This window comes from Aquimarina intermedia (genome assembly GCF_008124785.1).
Classification (GTDB): domain Bacteria; phylum Bacteroidota; class Bacteroidia; order Flavobacteriales; family Flavobacteriaceae; genus Aquimarina; species Aquimarina intermedia.
This window is the reverse complement of record NZ_VNHU01000007.1, coordinates 78,210-98,177: the sequence shown is the minus strand read 5'-3', so window position 1 is coordinate 98,177 and position 19,968 is coordinate 78,210. Positions and strand designations below refer to the sequence as shown.

Below are 19,968 nucleotides of genomic sequence, written 5' to 3'. Positions count from 1 at the left end.
CACGTCTTATATAAGTAACTAATCTTAAATTAATAATTAAATGAGTACAAAATTTAAAAGTTTGTATTTTTTGCCAGTACTTTTGGTAGCTTTTGTAAGTTGTAAAGATGACGCCAAAAATGAAGGTAACAAAGACATTGCTCAGGTAGAAAAAATACCTGGAATAGTTCTTGAAAATATGGACACTTTGGTAAATCCAAAAGAAGACTTTTACAATTATGTGAATGGTAGTTGGATGAAAAACACTGAAATTCCGGAAGACAGAACACGTTGGGGCGGCTTTGGAGTTTTGAGAAAGCAAACAGATAATGATGTGTTAGAGATCATTAAGGAGGCTAAAGAGAAAAACGCATATGCAGAAGGAACAGATCAGCACAAGGCGTTATTGATTTTTGAGTCTATAATGGATACGGTCGCACGTAATGAAGCAGGTGTTGCTCCATTAGTGCCGACTTTAGAAAAAATACAAAACATCAAAACTATTGAAGATATTCAAACTGTTTTGGCGACAGAAACCGCGGCATCTGCACCGTTTATGGGATTTGTGTCTTTTCCTAATTTGAGCAATAGTGAGATCAATGCAGCTTACGTATCGACAGGAGGTCTTGGACTACCGGATCGTGATTACTATTTGGATCAAGATGCTAAATCGAAGGAAATCAGAGGACAATATGTTGATCATATAACTCGTATGCTTCAGTTTGTTGGTGATACAGAAGAAGAAGCACGTAAGACTGCAGAAACTGTTTTGACTATTGAGACAAAATTAGCAGAACCTCGCTTGGATAAAGTGGAGAGTCGTGATACGAGAAAGTTCAACAACCCAAGAACAATTAAAGAACTTTCGGCAATGACTCCGGCGGTAAATTGGACAAAATTTGTAAAGGACTTAGGGATAACTAAAACTTTGGACACCGTTATTGTAATGCAACCAAAGTATATGAAAGCACTTCAAACGGTATTAAAAGATACAAGTATTGAAGACCTTAAACGTGTGATGCGTTGGTCAACTGTTAATCGCGCTGCGGGTGCATTGTCTACAGAGATTGATCAAGCAAATTGGGAGTTTTATGACAAAACACTTAACGGTGCTATTAAGCAACGACCTTTAGAAGAAAGAGCACTAGCAAGAGTAAATGGTTCAATAGGAGAGGCAATTGGTCAACTGTATGTAGATGCAAAATTTCCGCCAGAGGCAAAGGCTAAAGCAGAAAAAATGATTGCTAATATTATCAAAGCTTATCAAAAGCGTATCGAAGCGTTAGAGTGGATGAGCGATAGTACAAAGGCTAAAGCAGTAGAGAAACTTGATAAATTTACGGTAAAGATAGGGTATCCTGATGAATGGGAAGACTATTCAAAATTAGGTGTAAAGACAGGAAATTCCTATTTTGAAAACAGAACTGCTGTTTCAGAATGGGCATTCAAAAAGAATATGGAAGAAATTGGCGAGCCAGTTGATAAAACTGAATGGGGAATGTCTCCGCAAACAGTAAACGCATATTTCAATCCATTATTCAATGAGATCGTTTTTCCTGCAGCAATACTTCAGCCACCTTTTTATAACTATACCGCAGATGAAGCTGTAAATTATGGTGGAATTGGTGCTGTAATTGGTCACGAAATTTCGCACGCATTTGATGATTCCGGTGCTAGATTTGATGCAAATGGAAACCTTGTAAATTGGTGGACAGAGCAGGATCTGAAGAATTTTACCGAACGCGGTGATGCATTGGCAGAACAATATAGTGCTATCGAAGTAATGGATAGTGTATATATCAATGGTAAATTCACCTTGGGTGAGAATATCGGTGATCTTGGTGGAGTTCTTGGAGCTTATGATGGATTACAGATGTATTATGCAGAAAATGGTCGTCCAGAGAATATCGATGGCTTTACTCCGGAGCAACGTTTCTTTATGTCATGGGCTACTGTTTGGAGAACCAAAATCAGAGAAGATGCATTGCGTACGCAGATCAAAACTGATCCGCATTCTCCGGGAACAAATCGTGCTATACAGCCGTTACTTAATGTGCCTGCTTTTTATGAAGCTTTCGACATCAAAGAAGGTGATAAAATGTACTTGGCGCCCGAGAAGAGAGTACAAATCTGGTAAGTAGATTTTAAAAAAACTTATAGCTAAACCCCACCTACGTGGGGTTTTTTGTTTGGTAACTTACCAAACTATTTGCTTTTAATTTCATTAAGAAGTAAAAAAGCTTTATTTACAAAGTCCTTTTCGAGGAATAGGGTAAAATAATTCGAAGTTGAAATAATTTCAAACACCGGAATTCCTTCGTATGCTAGCAGTTTAAAAATATAGAAATATAACCCTACGGTTTTGGAGTTGTCCTCGGGTAACTCAATAGACATTGATGATAAATTGTCAGATATCGATATACAGGTCTCATTTTTAAAATGATTTTCCACCACCTCTTTTAAAGAGGAGGATACCAAAATATTACTTTCTTGAAAATTACTTGAGTATGTAAAATAAGTCTTGCTATTATCCTTGACAGCATTTAGTAAATTTGACTGACTAGTTAAGATACTATTAGAATTAAGAAAAGTATATTCAGTAATTCCCGATCGAACTACAATATCTCCCAGATTACGCAACGAGTGGGATTGTTTAATTCTTTTTGGAGAGTATCGTCGCAGTGCCATGATAATTGAACCCGGTTTCACCTTCTTACGTAACACTTTTTCAACTTGCGGAGTCAAATCGATAGCAAGAGAACTGTAGTTTATAATATCTCGGGAAAGTGCATCCTCAAGAAAAGGTTCGTGTCTTAAAATATCATGTACACAATCAGTAATCGTTTTCATTTGTTATATATTTAACATATTGTACAAATATATCCATTTTATTGTAAATTCTTTATTTCAAGTTTAATAATGATTAATTATGCAGCATAAATTGTAGGCTATGAAAGTTTTAAAATTTGGAGGTACCTCCGTAGGATCTGTGGAGAATCTCAAACGAGTAACTTCTATCATTAACAGAGATAACGAAACTAAGATAGTAGTTTGCTCAGCAATGTCTGGAGTAACCGATCAACTGGTACGACTGACCGAGAATATCAAATTTGCAGATACTGTTGCAATAGCCAAGAATTTGGATGCATTAGAAAAAAAACATTTTGATTTAATAGCGCAGCTCATTCAGGAAGAGACTTCGAGAAACTTGTTATATGATAAAGTGTCAAGAATTATCACACAGCTATTCGATATCTCTTGCCAATCCTATTCTAATGAGGTAAATTCTTTAATTATTACGAGTGGAGAAACCTTGTTAACTGAAATTTTTGCTGAGTTCTTAAAAGAATCCGGTTGTTCCGTGCAGTTATTATATGCCAAGGACTTTATGTATGTGGAGAGTACAGATCAACCTAACATTAATAATGTTGCACAAAAACTTCATGAACAGATTGAGGATCTACCAACAGCGACTGTGTATCTGACACAAGGTTTTGTATGCCGTAACAGGGAAGAGAATATTAGTCACCTTAAAAGAGGGGGTAGTGATTATACAGCGACGATTATAGGCGCTGCAATAAATGCTTCTGAGGTGCAGATATGGACAGATATTGATGGTTTGCATAATAATGACCCGCGCTATGTCGAAAACACACACCCAATCGCGCATTTAACTTATAATGAAGCTGCAGAATTAGCGTATTTTGGAGCTAAGATCTTGCATCCGCAAACGGTATCTCCTGTGGTAGATAGAGAAATTCCTGTATTGCTCAAAAACACATTTAATCCAGATGCACAAGGAACGGTAATTTCTAATGCAATAGGAACAATGGGGCTGAAAGCGATAAGCGCGAAGGATGGTATTACTGCTATTAAAATCAAATCAAATCGCATGTTGATGGCTCATGGGTTTTTGCGCAGAATCTTTGAGGTGTTTGATAAGTTTGAAACCGCAATAGATATGATTACTACCTCAGAAATCGCGATATCACTAACGATTGATGATACAAAAAATTTAGAAGAAATTATCAAGGAGATCAAGCAATATGCACATATAACTGTTCAGGAAGATTATAGTATCATCTGTATTGTGGGAGAAGCTGTAATTGATGATAAAAAAACGTCTAAACTGTTTGATATTTTAAATCATATACCTGTTCGAATGATTTCCTATGGAGGAAGCAATAATAACATTTCTCTTTTAGTAGAGAAAGAAAGGAAAATTGAAACCTTACGCTTCTTAAATGCTAAGCTTTTTGACGCAGCACCACTTATAAGCGCTAACTAATTTTGTTTGTTTTGTACTTGAGTACTAAGACCGGTTGTAGGGATTGAATTAAGCTTTGCCAAAGTGAATTTATCAACCGGTCTGGTCTCAAGAGTATGAGTCATAATCATAAATTGGTTAGACATTTTTTTAACATTTCAATGCTTGTTTAACATATTTGGTTATTTTAGTGTAAACTTTTAAAACCATGCTTATTAAAGTCTACGGCAGCGCTGTTTTTGGCGTTGAAGCCACCACGATTACTGTGGAGGTGAATATCAATAAAGGAATCGGATATCATCTTGTAGGATTGCCCGATAACGCGATTAAAGAAAGTAGTTTCCGTATCGCTGCGGCACTTCAAAACAACGGTTATAAATTACCCGGCAAGAAAATTACGATCAATATGGCACCTGCCGATTTAAGAAAAGAAGGCTCAGCTTATGACCTTACGTTAGCCTTGGGTATTCTATCCGCAAGTTCTCAAATTAAAGCAGAAACTATCGCTAATTATGTTATCATGGGGGAGCTTTCCTTAGACGGTAGTCTCCAACCGATTAAAGGTGCCTTGCCGATAGCGATAAAAGCGCGAGAAGAGGGTTTTGAGGGGTTCATTCTTCCTAAACAAAATGCTAAAGAAGCAGCAATTGTCGATAACCTAAAGGTGTATGGCGTTGAGAATATTCGGGAAGTTATTGATTTTTTTGATGAGAAATGTGAATTAGAGCAGACTGTGGTAGATACTCGAGAAGAATTTTATACTGCATTAAATAATCCTGAATTTGATTTTGCTGATGTCAAAGGACAGGAAAGCATTAAAAGATGCATGGAAATAGCGGCAGCAGGCGGACATAATATTATTCTCGTTGGACCACCCGGCAGTGGTAAAACAATGCTAAGTAAGCGATTACCGAGTATTTTGCCTCCTATGTCTTTACAAGAAGCCTTAGAAACTACCAAAATTCATAGCGTGGTAGGTAGGGTAAAGGAGAATGTTGGGCTTATGGCACAACGACCCTTCAGGAGTCCGCATCATACCATATCTGATGTAGCATTGGTGGGAGGCGGCGCGTATCCGCAGCCGGGAGAGATTTCCTTGAGTCACAATGGAGTATTGTTTCTGGATGAATTACCAGAATTTAAACGGAGTGTTTTAGAGGTCATGAGACAACCTTTGGAAGATCGGGAGGTTACTATTTCACGGGCAAAATTTACTGTTACGTATCCTTCCAGTTTTATGTTGGTAGCAAGCATGAATCCGAGTCCGAGTGGCTATTTTAATGATCCTGATGCCCCGGTGACATCTTCACCGGCAGAGATGCAGCGCTATTTAAGTAAGATCTCAGGACCATTATTAGATCGAATAGATATACACATTGAAGTGACACCTGTACCTTTTGATAAATTAAGTGACGAACAGAAAGGGGAGTCAAGTGTATCGATAAGAGAACGTGTCACTGCAGCGCGTGATATACAAACAAAGCGCTTTGAAGAACTCACAAATATTCATTACAACGCCCAAATGGGAGTAAAACAAATTCGTAAATACTGTGCTTTAGAGGAAGATTCAAAACAACTTCTAAAAACCGCTATGGAACGATTAAATTTATCTGCAAGAGCCTATGATAGGATTTTAAAAGTGTCAAGAACGATTGCTGATTTAGAAGGATCAGAATTAGTAGATGGGACTCATATATCAGAAGCTATCCAATATCGTAGTTTGGATCGTGATGGTTGGTTGGGGTGATAAAGTCTTATGGATCAATTTATTTGTTTTGTACTGACTAGGTTAAAAGGGAATATTCCCCTTTATATTGAAATGCAACAAACTTATACATTGTAGAATTGACTTTTGGCCCACTATGAAATTGTATTAAGTAATTTAAAATTTTTTCAAAATTAGTTTGTATCAAATTGGGGAGATTAGCCCTTTTATTTCGATTGGATTTTCGAGAATAGTATATCTCCATACTTCTTCAAATTCATTTTAGTTAATAATTTAGCAAAGTTGAGAGAAATAATTTTCAATAAATTTCCTTATTTCATTTGCCGTGATCTATTTTTGTTTATTAATTTAAATGCTAAAGTGTCGATAAAGGTTCCTATATTTGTTTGGATAGTTGTCAAGTTTCTTTTTATTATTTGTGACTTTTTCAATTGTATTAAGGTTAGTTAAATACATGAGATAGAAGAGTGGAATAATAATTTGTGAGTTCTCCAAGGGTTCTTAGATTGTTATCACAATGGAGTGCTAGAATGGTTGAGGAATTTATAGTGACTTTACTATCTATTGATTAAAGAATGATTCACTATTCCATAATTATTGCTGTGAAAAGCGATTAATAATAGTGAATTTTCGTGTAAATCACTATTACCTTATATAGTGATCTTAAAAATATTTTACTTAATTCTATACTTTAAATAATCTTTATTTATATTCTGATAGTTAAATAGTTTATATGTAATTATAGAGGTTGTCTATACTGTTAAATTATCATTTGTAGCCCAGCTTTATTTTGTGAAATGTGATTAATTATTCTATCTATATTTTGATTTCGCCACGGATTCTAGAAAAAAAACTTTACGCTATTTTCTCATCAAATAAAAGTTTTAATAGCACATTGATTTTTTTTGTTTTTCGAGAATATTTATCGGTAAACTGAGTATTAAGTTGAGAGTGTTCTGATGCACAATTCATTAACCCGAACGAACTTTTTTTGTGGATGTAGGTAAATTGTTTGAATGAAATAGTTGTAGAGATAAATATCGTTTGAAGTTCTATTTTTTTTGTTTACTGCCCTGTGAATTTTTTTACTTATTTCGACTAAAATCAATTAACTGGATATTCTAATATCGTCACCTTAAAGGTGTTTTCGGTAATTTTTACGAAATAGGCTTCGCTACGATATATGAAATCCATGTAGATTTTTGCAATTTTATTCTTGTTGTAATCTGAATCGAAAAGCAATCTCTTTTCAAGAAATTTTAATTTATATTTGTTCGAATTAAAATATGAAAGTCAAAATATTTAATTTTTTACCTGTCGATTTATGCATGATAATTCTTTTGTAAATTACTGGTTTTCATAGAAGATTTATAATATTTTGGATGTATGTTCTTGATTCATTATTTCAAAATTTTAAAAAACGTAAATAATTTTTCAAAGATTAGTTCAATTTTATCTAGTACAAGAGTTAACCTGAGATCTGGAAGATAAGCAATGCGCTAAATCATATTTGAAAATTTTAAATAGGCCCTTTCTAACTTTGTATCGTAGTTGTTTTTGGCGTAGGAGGATCCGTTATATCCTCTTGCAAAAACCTTCCAATTTTTGTCTCGCAAAGGGTGTATTAAATTATTAAATTCTAAAAATCTACCGAAAGCATCCAAATGCTTCGCTTCAGAAATATACATCGTAGAGACAAATTCATCGATAGATGCGTAGTTTAGACTTTCATAGTGAAAACCCATAATTTGAAAAGAGCCCCAAGATGCAGAGGCGTAGGCAGCTTCATGTACCTGAGATAAATCACTCATCCCAGCTGCTTTTTCTAACCGAGAGTACTCCTTTGAACCACCAAGATAATGCTTACGGGTCCAAGTGGGATAGAGCACATTTTGTGTAAAAGTGTTTAAAAAATCCGCAGGATCGATGTTACGATTAATTAATTGCTGCCAGAAGATATGTCCTTCGAACAAAATTCGTGGTCGACCATCGAGTAAAAATCCTTTACCATTACTCTCGACCTCATTCACAGCCTTTACTGCAGCAACTTCCAATTGATAACGGTCGGCAAAGTTGATAAGGTCCTTTTCTGATAACAACTTATCAAGATGTAGTAGTAAGTTATTTTGAGCAGCAATCAATTTGCTCCAGGTTTTTGGTCCAACAATGCCGTCTACTACCAGTTTATGTGTTTTTTGAAAATCAAGCACAGCATTATGTGTGTCTTTTCCAAAATAGTTAGAAACTACAATCTGATAGTTGAGACTTGAGAGAATTTCTTCTAAGAAATATACATCTTGACCTCTGGATTTATATCTAAGTGTTTTCATACTATTAAAATACTTATTTATCTATAAATAAGAACCTGTATGGTTATACATAATTGTATGTCCAAAAGTTTAGCTAATAAAGTATGGGGGGATTTTCCCCCTGCTTGAGATCTGATTCAAAAAATGTTAGGATGACAAGATAATCATCTGGAGTGTGGTTATGCTACTGTCTATTAAGGTTTTAGCTTATTCCTGTTCAATAAGAATATTGTTTTTGTTCTATATTGTGTTTGTTTACTCGATTCTTTTTTAATTTATTAGCCAAATAAATCTTAAATTTTTAGAGTTATGGGAAAAAACAAACCTAAAAAGTGTATTACCGTTGGCGAAGCGAAGGAAATGCAACAAGTTTGGTGCGATACAAGAGCCAAAGACATTGATAAATGCATGAAGTTTCAAGATACTCGAGAGTTTTACTATACCGTTGAAGAATTAGAAGAGTATCTAGATTACGTAAAAAGAGAGTCTTTAAAACAAAATATTAAAGATCCGGGAATTCGTATTTATTTTGGAGCCTATCCACAAAAACAATGTAAGCATAATCATGGCTATGCTACGATTTTCTTAGCACCTACCGGTTCTCCTGCAAAGAGTTTAGGGAAAGGTGGGGACGATGCGGAAAATAATTATGATATTGATCCTTTGAATGGTGCTGGAAGTGGCAATCCTCCACATATATATTAATACGAATAATGGATTTTTTGATTGTAGTAAATTTATTAGAATTAGCTTCGGCAATCGTAGGAACTTTTTATATCACAAAGTATCGAGTTGATTCTATAACTCGGTACTTTGTTTATTTTCTTTGGTTGACGGCATTGGTTGAGATTATTTTTGGTTGGATACCTTGGTTTATATATTATTATGAATCGTTATCTTATTATAAAAATACTTGGTTGGTAAGCAATCACTGGATCTATAATACTTACTTTGTAATTAGTTTTATATTCTATACCGTATACTTCTTGTTTTACATTAAAACTAAACTTGTAAAGTTTTTTTTGATCTTATTTATCATAGTATATTTTCTATCGTCTGTTTATGTATATATCTCTACAGAGATTTTTTTTAGTAATATTTCTATCTTTACTTATGTCTTAGGTTCAATTATGATATCGCTAAGTATACTATGGTATTCTTACGAAATACTAAAAGGAGATAAAATTTTAAACTTTTACAGAAATCTATCATCATATGTAGCTTTTGGAGCGCTTTCATTTCATTTGTTAGTTACGCCTATTTTTATTTATGGAAAATACTATTCTGATGAAAATCCGGAATTTGTAAGTATTAGAACAATAATACTCTATGGTGCAAATATTTTTCTTTATACTTGCTACATTTTAGGTTTTATACTATGCTACCGAAAGAACAGATTTGGTTAATTGTCTATTTTACGCTTGTTATTCTCTTTTTTATAATTTTTGGAATTATATTTTTTATAACGTTCCAAAAAAGAAAAAATAAACTTATCCTGGAGAATATAAATGCACAACGTCGATTTGATGATGAATTGGTTAAATCTAAATTGGAAATACAGGAACAAACCTTAAAAAATGTAAGTTGGGAGCTTCATGATAATATTGGGCAACTCTTGTCGACAGCCGTCATGCAAATGAATATGTTGGGATCACGGGAAGAGGAAAAATATGATGATTCAATGAAGGATGTAAGAAATCTTGTGAGTAGTAGTCTACAGGAAATAAGAAGCCTGTCCAAAACGCTTAATCATGAAGTAATTCAAAATGTGGGGATTGAATCTTCCATTAAAGTCGAACTACGTCGTTTTGAAAAGTTAAACTTTTTGAAAACTACCTTAGAGGTTACCGGTGAGGAATATGTTTTAAATCCAAAAGACGAAATTATTTTATATCGAATTGTTCAGGAATTCTTTTCTAATACCATAAAACACGCAGAAGCTGAGAATTTATTTGTTGGCATTGATTTTCAAAATAATGAACTCACTATAATCATTAAAGATGACGGGATTGGATTTGATACTGAGTCGGTGGTAGCTAATTCAGGATTATTAAATATGAAGAGCCGTGCAGCATTAGTCAATGCCTCGTTTGAAATCCAATCACAGCTTGAAAAAGGTACCACGTTAAAAATTAATTACCCCCTTACCAATGAAATTAAAAACGATTAATCGTTAGGGAATATGAAAAAGAAAACTGTCGTTATTGTTGATGACCATTTATTATTTGCTCAATCTCTGGAAAGCCTGATTTTAAAAATAGAGGGATATCATGTTCTAGAAATTTTAAAAAACGGAAAAGAGCTTACCCGATATTATCTGCATAAACGTAAAAAACCCGACCTGATCCTGCTGGATATAAAAATGCCTGTGATGGACGGGGTGCAAACCATGCACTGGTTAAAAGAAAATCAGCCAAATCAAAAAGTACTTGCGCTCACCATGGAGGATGATGAAGAAACTATCATTAGAATGTTACGAGCAGGTGCCAGAGGTTATTTGTTAAAGGATATTCATCCTGACAATTTTGAATATGCTATGAATGTGGTCATCGAGCAAGGGTATTACTATTCGGGGAAAGTTGAAAACCTCATGAAAAATTCAGAGGATACGATCCTTAAAAAGGAACATCGTCCAGCTGAAAAACTGACCGACCGTGAATGGGAATTTCTAAAGCTAGCCTGTTCAGAACTTACCTATAAGGCCATTGCACTTGAGATGAGTTTAAGTCCAAAAACTGTCGAAAATTACAGAGAAACAGTATTTAGAAAATTAGAGGTCAAAACTAGGGTAGGTATGGTAATTTACTGTTTAAAAAATAATTTTTTTAAAATTTAATAAAATTTATAAACAATTTTCGGTAAACTAACTATCTTTGTGTCAATAATGATAAATTTACAATTAAATATTATTAGTATTAGTATCGTGGTGATTAGTTCATCTTGATAAGGTACTGTGATGATATTTAAAAATCCCTTTACCTAAAACGTAAAGGGATTTTTTATTTTAACACCGTATGAAATCGATTACAACCATTCTTCTACCTCTAAGCACAGTTTTTACTGCGGTAATTATTATCATTATTATTATTGGATCACCATGAGGGGAATGATTTTTAATGCTTTTAAAAATCCCTTCAGCTGTCTGAAGGGATTTTTTGTTTAACGATAATAAATTGAGTTTAACAGTGTAAAATAGAATTGTATAGCTGATTGATTTTCAGTTTTTTATTAGAATTTATAATGCATTGAAAACTGTAAGTTCCTGTAAAACAATAAGGTGTAATCCAAGAAGTGAGATAATTTTATCAAAACTTTTTAAAAGTAATTAAAAATAAATAGCATACATGGGCTTAAACAAGTATAGTAAACAAGTCACTCAAGATGATTCTCAACCTGCAGCACAAGCTATGTTACATGCCATTGGTTTAACCGAGCAGGATTTGACCAAACCGTTTGTGGGTATTGCCAGTACAGGATATGAAGGTAACCCTTGTAATATGCATCTCAATGATTTAGCAAAACTGGTGAAACAAGGTACTAAACAGGAAGATGTGGTTGGTTTGATTTTCAATACAATTGGTGTAAGTGATGGTATATCTATGGGAACACCTGGCATGCGGTTTTCATTACCGTCCCGCGATGTTATTGCGGATTCGATGGAAACGGTGGTACAAGCCATGTCTTATGATGCCTTAATTACCGTGGTGGGTTGTGATAAGAATATGCCAGGAGCCTTAATGGCTATGCTTCGACTTAACAGACCGTCGATTCTTGTATACGGCGGAACCATCGCATCAGGTTGTCATGAAGGGAAGAAACTTGATGTGGTCTCAGCATTTGAAGCTTGGGGAGAAAAAGTTTCCGGTACTATAACCAAGGCCGAGTATAAAGCAGTAATAGAAAAAGCGTGTCCGGGAGCGGGAGCGTGCGGTGGTATGTATACCGCAAACACGATGGCGGCGGCTATCGAGGCGCTAGGAATGGCACTACCGTATAACGCGTCCAATCCAGCAATAAGTGATCAGAAAAAAGAGGAAAGCATCGCAGCAGGAGCAGCAATTCGTCTCTTACTTGAAAGAGACATTAAACCGTCTGATATTGTAACTAAAAAAGCCTTAGAAAATGCAATCACCTTAGTAACAGTTTTAGGGGGATCCACCAATGCTGTCTTGCATTTTTTAGCTATTGCTCGCGCTGCAAATATCGAATTTACCTTAGCAGATTTTCAAAGAATTAGTGATACCACGCCATTTTTGGCTGATCTTAAGCCAAGCGGAAAGTACCTGATGGAAGATGTGCATCGTGTGGGCGGTGTACCCGCAGTTTTGAAGTATTTGCTCAAAAAAGGATTTTTGCATGGAGATTGTCTTACCGTTACCGGAAAAACATTAGCTCAAAACTTGCTGGATGTTCCGGATCTTACTCAGGATCAAAATGTGATTAAATCTATTGAACATCCTATTAAAAAAAGCGGGCATTTGAGAATAATGTTTGGCAATTTGGCTGAAGAAGGATGCGTCGCAAAAATAACAGGAAAAGAAGGCTTGACGTTTCAAGGCAGAGCGATCGTATTTGATGGAGAATATGCCGCAAATGATGGCATTAGTAACGGAAGGGTGACAAAAGGAGATGTGGTTGTTATACGCTACGAAGGACCTAGAGGTGGTCCTGGTATGCCCGAAATGTTAAAGCCTACAGCTGCTATTATGGGAGCAGGTTTAGGTAAAGATGTTGCGTTAATCACTGATGGTCGATTCTCAGGTGGCACTCATGGGTTTGTGGTAGGACACATTACACCCGAAGCTCAAGATGGTGGTACAATTGCTTTACTGCAAGATGGGGATATTATTACCATTGATGCGGTTACAAACACCATCGCTGTACAATTGACAAAGCGAGAAATTGCGGAAAGAAAAAAACATTGGAAACAGCCTCCCTTAAAATTTAAAAATGGAGTACTGTATAAGTATGCAAAAACGGTTGCTTCGGCCTCAAAAGGTTGTGTTACCGACGAATTTTAACAAAATCAAAAATGCTATCCTTCAGGGAGCTTAATCAATAAAAATCAACAGCTATGCAAACACAAACAGCACCGGCAAAAATAAATCTGAAGAAAAAAACGGTAACAGGCGCAGAAGCTGTCATTCTATGTTTATTAGAAGAAGGAGTTGATTTGATTTATGGATATCCGGGAGGTGCCATCATGCCCGTGTATGATGAACTTTATAAATACAGAGATCAACTGCATCATGTGTTGACACGTCATGAGCAAGGAGCTACTCATGCAGCTCAGGGATTCGCAAGAGCCAGCGGTAAAGTGGGAGTCGCTATTGCCACATCTGGACCGGGAGCAACTAATTTTGTAACCGGAATTGCAGATGCTCAGATCGATTCTACACCGATGGTATGTATAACAGGTCAGGTTGGGTCGCACTTATTAGGAACCGATGCATTTCAGGAAACTGATATCATTGGAATATCTACTCCGGTGACCAAATGGAATTGTCAAATAACCAAAGCCGAAGACATCCCTACAGTTATGGCAAAAGCATTTTATATCGCGCGTTCTGGAAGACCTGGTCCGGTTTTAATCGATATCACAAAGGATGCACAATTTGGTAGTTTGGATTTTGAATATAAACCATGCAAAGGAGTGCGAAGTTATATTCCGGTACCCACAACTACTACTGAAAGTATTCTTGAAGCGGCGGAGCTAATTAATCAAGCCAAGCGACCTATGATTGTATTCGGGCAAGGAGTTATACTTGGTGAGGCTGAAGATGAGTTTAAAACCTTTATTGAAAAAACCGGTATCCCTGCGGCTTGGACAATCCTTGGGCTTTCCGCCTTATCAACGATACATCCGCTCAATGTAGGGATGGTGGGTATGCACGGTAATTACGGACCTAATGTATTGACGAATCAATGCGACGTTTTAATTGCTATCGGGATGCGATTTGATGATCGTGTGACAGGAAATCTAGAAACCTATGCCAAACAAGCAAAAATCATTCATTTTGAAATTGATCCCGCCGAGGTAAATAAGAATGTTTCTGTTGATGTAGCAGTCATGGGAAATGTCAAAACAACATTAAATCAAATACTTCCGCACCTGATTAAGAATGATTATTCTAATTGGCTCAAAAAATTTAAAGAGTTTCAAACGATAGAACATGAAACGGTCATAGATAGCGAATTGAATCCATCCTCGGGCAACATAACAATGGGAGAGGTACTTCGCCATATTAATGAGTTTACAAACGGTGACGCAATTCTTGTTTCTGATGTGGGCCAGCACCAGATGGTAACCTGTCGCTACGCTAAATTCAATAAAACTAAAAGTAATATAACTTCGGGTGGTTTAGGGACTATGGGCTTCGCTCTGCCAGCAGCAATAGGAGCAAAAATGGGTGCTCCGGAGCGTCAGGTTATTGCTATAATTGGTGATGGCGGATATCAAATGACTATTCAAGAATTAGGAACTATTTTTCAAACAAGAGTGCCGGTTAAGATAGTTGTTCTTAACAATGATTTTTTAGGGATGGTGAGACAATGGCAACAACTCTTCTTTGATAAACGCTATGCGTCAACAGAAATGATCAATCCCGATTTTGTAACTATCGCTAAAGGCTATCGGATTGAAGCTAACAGCGTTTCGGAAAGAAAAAACTTAAAAAGCGCCATTGCTAAAATGCTTTCCTCGGATGAAGCACATTTTTTAGAAGTATGTGTAGAAAAAGAAAGTAACGTATTTCCTATGATACCCACCGGGGCTTCAGTATCCGATATAAGACTGAGCTAACACAAAGAAAAAAAACAATGAAAAAGGAAAATTATACCATATCGGCGTATACAGAAAATAACATTGGATTACTCAATCGTATTTCATCAATTTTTTCAAAACGACATATTAATTTAGATAGTCTGACAACATCGGTGTCCGAAATTAAAGATGTATATCGTTTTACAATTGTGGTTCAGGTCACAGAAGATCAGGCTAGAAAATTAGTCGGTCAAATTGAAAAGCAAATAGAGGTGATTAAAGCATTTTATCATAAAGATGAGGAGACTATTTTTCAAGAGACAGCCTTATTTAAAATGGCTTCAAAACTACTTTTTGAGGATAGAGAGATTCAATTGGTCATAAAAGAGCATATCGCTCATATAGTGACCGTTACTCCAGAATATTTTGTATTAGAGAAAACAGGTAGCCGACAGGAAGTTGAACTGTTGTATGATCGTTTAGAGCCATATGGGTTAATGCAATTTGTACGATCAGGTCGTATTGCCATCACCAAAGATAAAATGCACATTTCTAAAATTCTGGAAAACTTTTCTATAGCATCTTCGTAATAGTAAAAGAAAAAAACATGTAACCAATTTACCATCCGCTACTGCGGAAAAACTTAAAAATAAAATAATAAAATGACCAATTACTTCAACACATTATCACTGCGAGAACAGCTCACTCAATTAGGCAAATGTCGATTTATGGCTGTAAATGAATTTGATAAAGGGGTGACAGCTTTAAAAGGGAAGAAAATTGTGATTATCGGTTGCGGGGCACAGGGCCTAAACCAAGGACTCAATATGAGAGACTCCGGGTTGGATATCTCATACGCTCTTAGGCAAAAAGCAATAGATGAAAAGCGAACTTCCTTTAAAAATGCTTCAGATAACGAATTTACGGTGGGTACGTATGAACAACTCATACCCGAGGCTGATGTAGTAATCAATCTAACCCCTGATAAACAACATACTCAGGTAATTAATGCGGTTATGCCGTTAATGAAAAAAGGGGCTACACTTTCCTATTCTCACGGATTTAATATTGTCGAGGAAGGTATGAAAATTCGGGAGGATGTAACAGTTATTATGGTAGCACCAAAATGTCCGGGATCTGAAGTGAGAGAAGAATATAAAAGAGGTTTCGGGGTTCCAACATTGATTGCAGTACATCCGGAAAATGATCCTCAAGGACACGGTTTAGCACAAGCAAAAGCGTATGCAGTGGCAACGGGAGGACATAGAGCAGGAGTGTTGGAGTCATCCTTTGTGGCCGAAGTAAAATCGGATTTAATGGGTGAGCAAACTATCCTCTGTGGTTTATTACAAACAGGCTCCATACTTTGTTTTGATAAAATGATTGAAAAAGGTTTGGATTCGGGATACGCTTCCAGATTAATTCAACATGGTTGGGAAACAATTACAGAAGGACTCAAGTACGGTGGAATTACCAATATGATGGATCGTTTGTCGAATCCTTCTAAACTAAAAGCATTTGAACTTTCTGAAGAACTAAAGGGCATTATGCGTCCTTTATTTCATAAACACATGGATGATATCATATCTGGACGTTTTTCAAAAACCATGATGGAGGATTGGCAAAACGATGATAAAAATTTACTAACCTGGAGAGCGGCAACCGGAGAGACCGCATTCGAAAAAACTCCTGCTGGCAATATGAAAATTTCTGAACAGGAGTTTTATGATCATGGTGTACTTATGGTAGCATTTGTTAGAGCCGGAGTAGAATTAGCGTATGAAGCAATGACAGCGTCTGGTATTATCGATGCCTCAGCCTACTATGAATCATTACATGAAACTCCGTTGATTGCAAATACGATCGCTCGGAAAAAATTATTCGAAATGAACCGTGTGATTTCGGATACAGCAGAGTATGGTTGTTATTTATTCGATCATGCATGTAAGCCCTTGTTAGAAGATTTTATGGCTACAGTTGATACCGATGTTATTGGAGAAGCCTATGATAAAGAAAAGGATAATCATGTTGATAATGCAAAACTGATTGAAGTTAACAGCATCATAAGAAATCATCCAATAGAAATGATAGGCGAGCAGCTTAGAGCATCAATGACAGCTATGAAACCTATAATTTAATGATGTAAAGCTTATCTGACTGGGCCTGTCTAGGTTCTTTTGATGTGTATTGTGAATCCTGTGATGGGCTCAGAAAGATAAATTATAATATGAATACGACCGAAACAACATACTTCCCAGATGTAAAAGACATCAAAGCAGCTGCAATTACTATTGAAGAGGTAGTCATGGTAACTCCGTTAATGAATAGTGTTCGCTACTCCAAAGCATATGGTTGCAATGTTTTCTTGAAACGCGAAGACCTACAACGCGTAAGGTCCTATAAAATAAGAGGAGCTTTTAATAAAATAAGTTCACTAACAGAGAAAGAGCGAGAGCGAGGAGTTGTTTGTGCAAGTGCAGGCAATCATGCACAGGGCGTAGCCTTTGCCTGTCAACATTTAAAAATACAAGGTACTATTTATATGCCTTCGGTGACACCTAAGCAAAAAGTGGAACAAACCGAGATGTTTGGAGGAGAATTTGTCAATGTGGTATTAGCAGGCGATACTTTTGATGATGCCTCAAAGGCGGCAGTAAAGTTATGTAAACAAAAAAACAAAGTTTTTGTACATCCTTTTGATGATCCCAAAACAATAGAAGGGCAGGGGACTATTGGTCTTGAAATTTTGCAACAATCCGATCAATCGATAGATTACGTCTTTGTTGCGGTAGGAGGTGGGGGATTAGCATCCGGTTTATGCGGAGCACTTAAAGTATTGTCTCCAAAAACGAAGATTATAGGTGTTGAACCCTTGGGCGCACCATCGATGTCAATTTCTACAAAGGAGGGTAGAAACACAGAAATTACGAACATCGATAAATTTGTTGATGGAGCAGCAGTACAGCGTGTTGGTGATCTTAATTTTGAAATTTGTAAAAATCACTTGGATGATATGCTTACGGTGCCTGAAGGCTGGATATGTCAAACCATTTTAGATCTTTATAATCGAGATGCAATAGTAGTTGAGCCCGCCGGAGCTTTAACATTAGCTGCCTTAGAAGAATATAAAGACAAAATTGAAGGAAAGAATATTGTTTGTATTGTAAGTGGTAGTAATAATGATATTACCCGTACAGCAGAGATAAAAGAACGTGCTTTGTTATATGCTAATCTAAAACATTATTTTATTGTTCGATTTCCACAGCGTGCAGGAGCTTTAAAACAGTTTGTTGTTGAGGTATTAGGACCGGATGATGATATTACTCATTTTGAATATTCAAAAAAGTCAAGCCGGGAGAATGGTCCAGCTGTGGTGGGGATTGAGTTGAAATACAAAGAAGATTTAGAACCTCTAATTCAACGTATGAAGTGTTATAACTTTTTTGGAGATTATCTTAATAACAAACCAGATCTATTTCAATATTTGATATAAGCAATTAGAACGAAGTATAAGCCTCTGATTCTTCGATTAAAGCAACAGTTTTGTAGCTTTTTTCTAATTTTTTAAAATGTTCATAGTGATGAACTTCTTCATTTTTAAGTCCCTTAATTATAGTAATTGTTTCTGAAACAATAGCAGGTGCTTCAACCAAGTTGCCGATTGCAGTAGCTTCTTTGGTGCCTATATTTGTATTAGTATCAGACTCGGATATATATTCAAATACTTTATACGAGCTTAAGTTATCATCTCCAAATTCCTCAGAAAAAGACTGAGAGAATGTAGTTAAAGCTGTACCGAAAAATAAGGTAAAAAGAAGTGTTTTTTTCATTGAAAAAGCCAATTAAGATGATTTGTATAGATGATTGTGTTCGACAAAAATATCCTTAAATAAGCTCTACTTCCTGCAATACTCAGTTAAAATACTGTGAGAGATATGTTATAATTAGTGAGTGTTACAAGGTGGTAAAACGATACATAGGAACTTAGAAGTAGTTAGTAAATAGATATAATTATATAAAAGGATGTTACGAGAACGCTTTTAACTTCGCAAGGCAAGTAGTCGAGGGATTTAGATTACAAAAAAAAACTTAAAAAAAGATATCCCTAATTATCTGAGACTCCAGTTTCTACAAAGTTATTAGCAAAATTTCTTTTAAAAATTTTAAAAGCTCAACAAATGTTAAAATTGCTAAATAATCTAAATTATTTGTTAATATGTGTTTTTAATCGATATATTCGGCCCGTTAAACCGATTTAATAATTTTTATTAAAACAACAATTATGAAAAAATTTTTACTATTTGTAGGTATCGCTATGTTGAGCTTCGCTTCAGCAAACGCTCAGGTTAAGTTTGGATTTGGATTAGGATATGCTTCTCCAATGGGTGACGCTTCTGATTTCTTAGATGGTGGTATTTCTGCACATTTAGAAGTAGGATACGGAGTGACTGAGGATATTGACGTATCTTTTCTTTATCAAGGAGACTTCTTAGTAGGGGCTGATATTGCAAATGACTCTTATGGGAATTTAACTATTGGTTCTTACTTAGTCAATACACGTTATTTCTTTAAGAAAGAAGGTTTCCGTCCATATGCGAGTCTTGGCTTAGGTATGGCTAATGTTGGTGGTGTCGAACTTGAAGCTAGTAATAATAATTCAGAATTGGAGTTGAAAACGGACAGCAAATCTAACTTTGGTATTCGTCCGGCACTTGGTTTCAAATACAAAGTATTAAACTTTAATGTAGCGTATTTGAGTGCTGGTAAAACTGATCTTGATCAATCAGTTGGTGATTTAACAGTAAATATTGGTTTACTTTTTACTTTTGGAGGAAACTAATAAGTAATTAAACAAACAATTTTATAGAGAGTCGCCAACTGGCGACTCTTTTTTTTAATTAATTCTTTTCTTACTTCAAAAAAA

The 19,968-nt window shown here is 35.7% G+C and carries 15 protein-coding genes; 12 read left to right on the top strand and 3 right to left on the bottom strand.

Annotated elements, in window-relative coordinates:
* The first annotated feature begins 40 nt into the window (after positions 1–40).
* Positions 41–2,116 (top strand): M13 family metallopeptidase, encoded by a 2,076-nt coding sequence (locus BD809_RS11270; RefSeq protein WP_148783076.1) that lies wholly within the window; start codon positions 41–43, stop codon positions 2,114–2,116.
* 68 nt (positions 2,117–2,184) lie between these two features.
* Here the strand turns inward: BD809_RS11270 and BD809_RS11265 are convergent, their stop codons facing one another.
* Positions 2,185–2,829 (bottom strand): hypothetical protein, encoded by a 645-nt coding sequence (locus tag BD809_RS11265; protein ID WP_148783075.1) that lies wholly within the window; start codon positions 2,827–2,829, stop codon positions 2,185–2,187.
* A gap of 100 nt (positions 2,830–2,929) precedes the next feature.
* Between BD809_RS11265 and BD809_RS11260 the strand changes: the two genes are divergently transcribed.
* Entirely contained in the window at positions 2,930–4,267 is a 1,338-nt protein-coding gene (locus BD809_RS11260) for an aspartate kinase (protein WP_148783074.1), read from the top strand.
* Between the two features lie 187 nt (positions 4,268–4,454).
* The gene (locus BD809_RS11255) at positions 4,455–5,993 is read left to right on the top strand and encodes a YifB family Mg chelatase-like AAA ATPase (protein ID WP_148783073.1); all 1,539 of its coding nucleotides are present in this window, start codon (positions 4,455–4,457) and stop codon (positions 5,991–5,993) included.
* Positions 5,994–7,471: 1,478 nt separating this feature from the next.
* On the opposite strand, the gene BD809_RS11250 is transcribed toward BD809_RS11255, so the two are convergent.
* On the bottom strand, positions 7,472–8,302 hold the full coding sequence (locus BD809_RS11250; protein WP_148783072.1) for an N-acetylmuramidase domain-containing protein: 831 nt from the start codon (positions 8,300–8,302) through the stop codon (positions 7,472–7,474).
* Between the two features lie 288 nt (positions 8,303–8,590).
* Here BD809_RS11250 and BD809_RS11245 point away from each other — a divergent pair, with 288 nt between their 5' ends.
* The 8 genes from BD809_RS11245 (at position 8,591) to ilvA (ending at position 18,537) form a co-directional block, all read left to right on the top strand.
* Positions 8,591–8,986 carry a hypothetical protein gene (locus BD809_RS11245; RefSeq protein ID WP_148783071.1) on the top strand — a complete coding sequence of 132 codons (396 nt, stop codon included), beginning with the start codon at positions 8,591–8,593 and terminating at the stop codon, positions 8,984–8,986.
* 673 nt (positions 8,987–9,659) lie between these two features.
* Positions 9,660–10,451, top strand: coding sequence for a sensor histidine kinase (locus BD809_RS11240; protein WP_148783070.1), 792 nt, complete (start codon positions 9,660–9,662; stop codon positions 10,449–10,451).
* A gap of 12 nt (positions 10,452–10,463) precedes the next feature.
* Positions 10,464–11,117, top strand: coding sequence for a response regulator (locus tag BD809_RS11235; protein ID WP_148783069.1), 654 nt, complete (start codon positions 10,464–10,466; stop codon positions 11,115–11,117).
* A 508-nt stretch (positions 11,118–11,625) separates the two neighbouring features.
* Positions 11,626–13,302 (top strand): dihydroxy-acid dehydratase, encoded by a 1,677-nt coding sequence (ilvD, locus tag BD809_RS11230; RefSeq protein ID WP_148783068.1) that lies wholly within the window; start codon positions 11,626–11,628, stop codon positions 13,300–13,302.
* 53 nt (positions 13,303–13,355) lie between these two features.
* The gene (gene ilvB / locus BD809_RS11225; protein ID WP_211356716.1) at positions 13,356–15,083 is read left to right on the top strand and encodes a biosynthetic-type acetolactate synthase large subunit; all 1,728 of its coding nucleotides are present in this window, start codon (positions 13,356–13,358) and stop codon (positions 15,081–15,083) included.
* A gap of 17 nt (positions 15,084–15,100) precedes the next feature.
* A complete protein-coding gene (gene ilvN, locus BD809_RS11220; RefSeq protein ID WP_148783067.1) occupies positions 15,101–15,634 on the top strand; it encodes an acetolactate synthase small subunit in 534 nt (177 codons plus the stop codon).
* A 72-nt stretch (positions 15,635–15,706) separates the two neighbouring features.
* Entirely contained in the window at positions 15,707–17,182 is a 1,476-nt protein-coding gene (gene ilvC / locus BD809_RS11215; RefSeq protein ID WP_148783066.1) for a ketol-acid reductoisomerase, read from the top strand.
* 89 nt (positions 17,183–17,271) lie between these two features.
* Positions 17,272–18,537, top strand: coding sequence for a threonine ammonia-lyase IlvA (ilvA, locus tag BD809_RS11210; RefSeq protein WP_148783065.1), 1,266 nt, complete (start codon positions 17,272–17,274; stop codon positions 18,535–18,537).
* Positions 18,538–18,541: 4 nt separating this feature from the next.
* Here the strand turns inward: ilvA and BD809_RS11205 are convergent, their stop codons facing one another.
* Positions 18,542–18,874, bottom strand: a complete 333-nt coding sequence (locus tag BD809_RS11205; RefSeq protein ID WP_148783064.1) for a hypothetical protein — start codon at positions 18,872–18,874, stop codon at positions 18,542–18,544.
* Between the two features lie 452 nt (positions 18,875–19,326).
* Here BD809_RS11205 and BD809_RS11200 point away from each other — a divergent pair, with 452 nt between their 5' ends.
* Positions 19,327–19,884: an outer membrane beta-barrel protein gene (locus BD809_RS11200; protein WP_148783063.1), complete on the top strand. Its 558-nt coding sequence runs from the start codon at positions 19,327–19,329 to the stop codon at positions 19,882–19,884.
* Positions 19,885–19,968 lie beyond the last annotated feature (84 nt).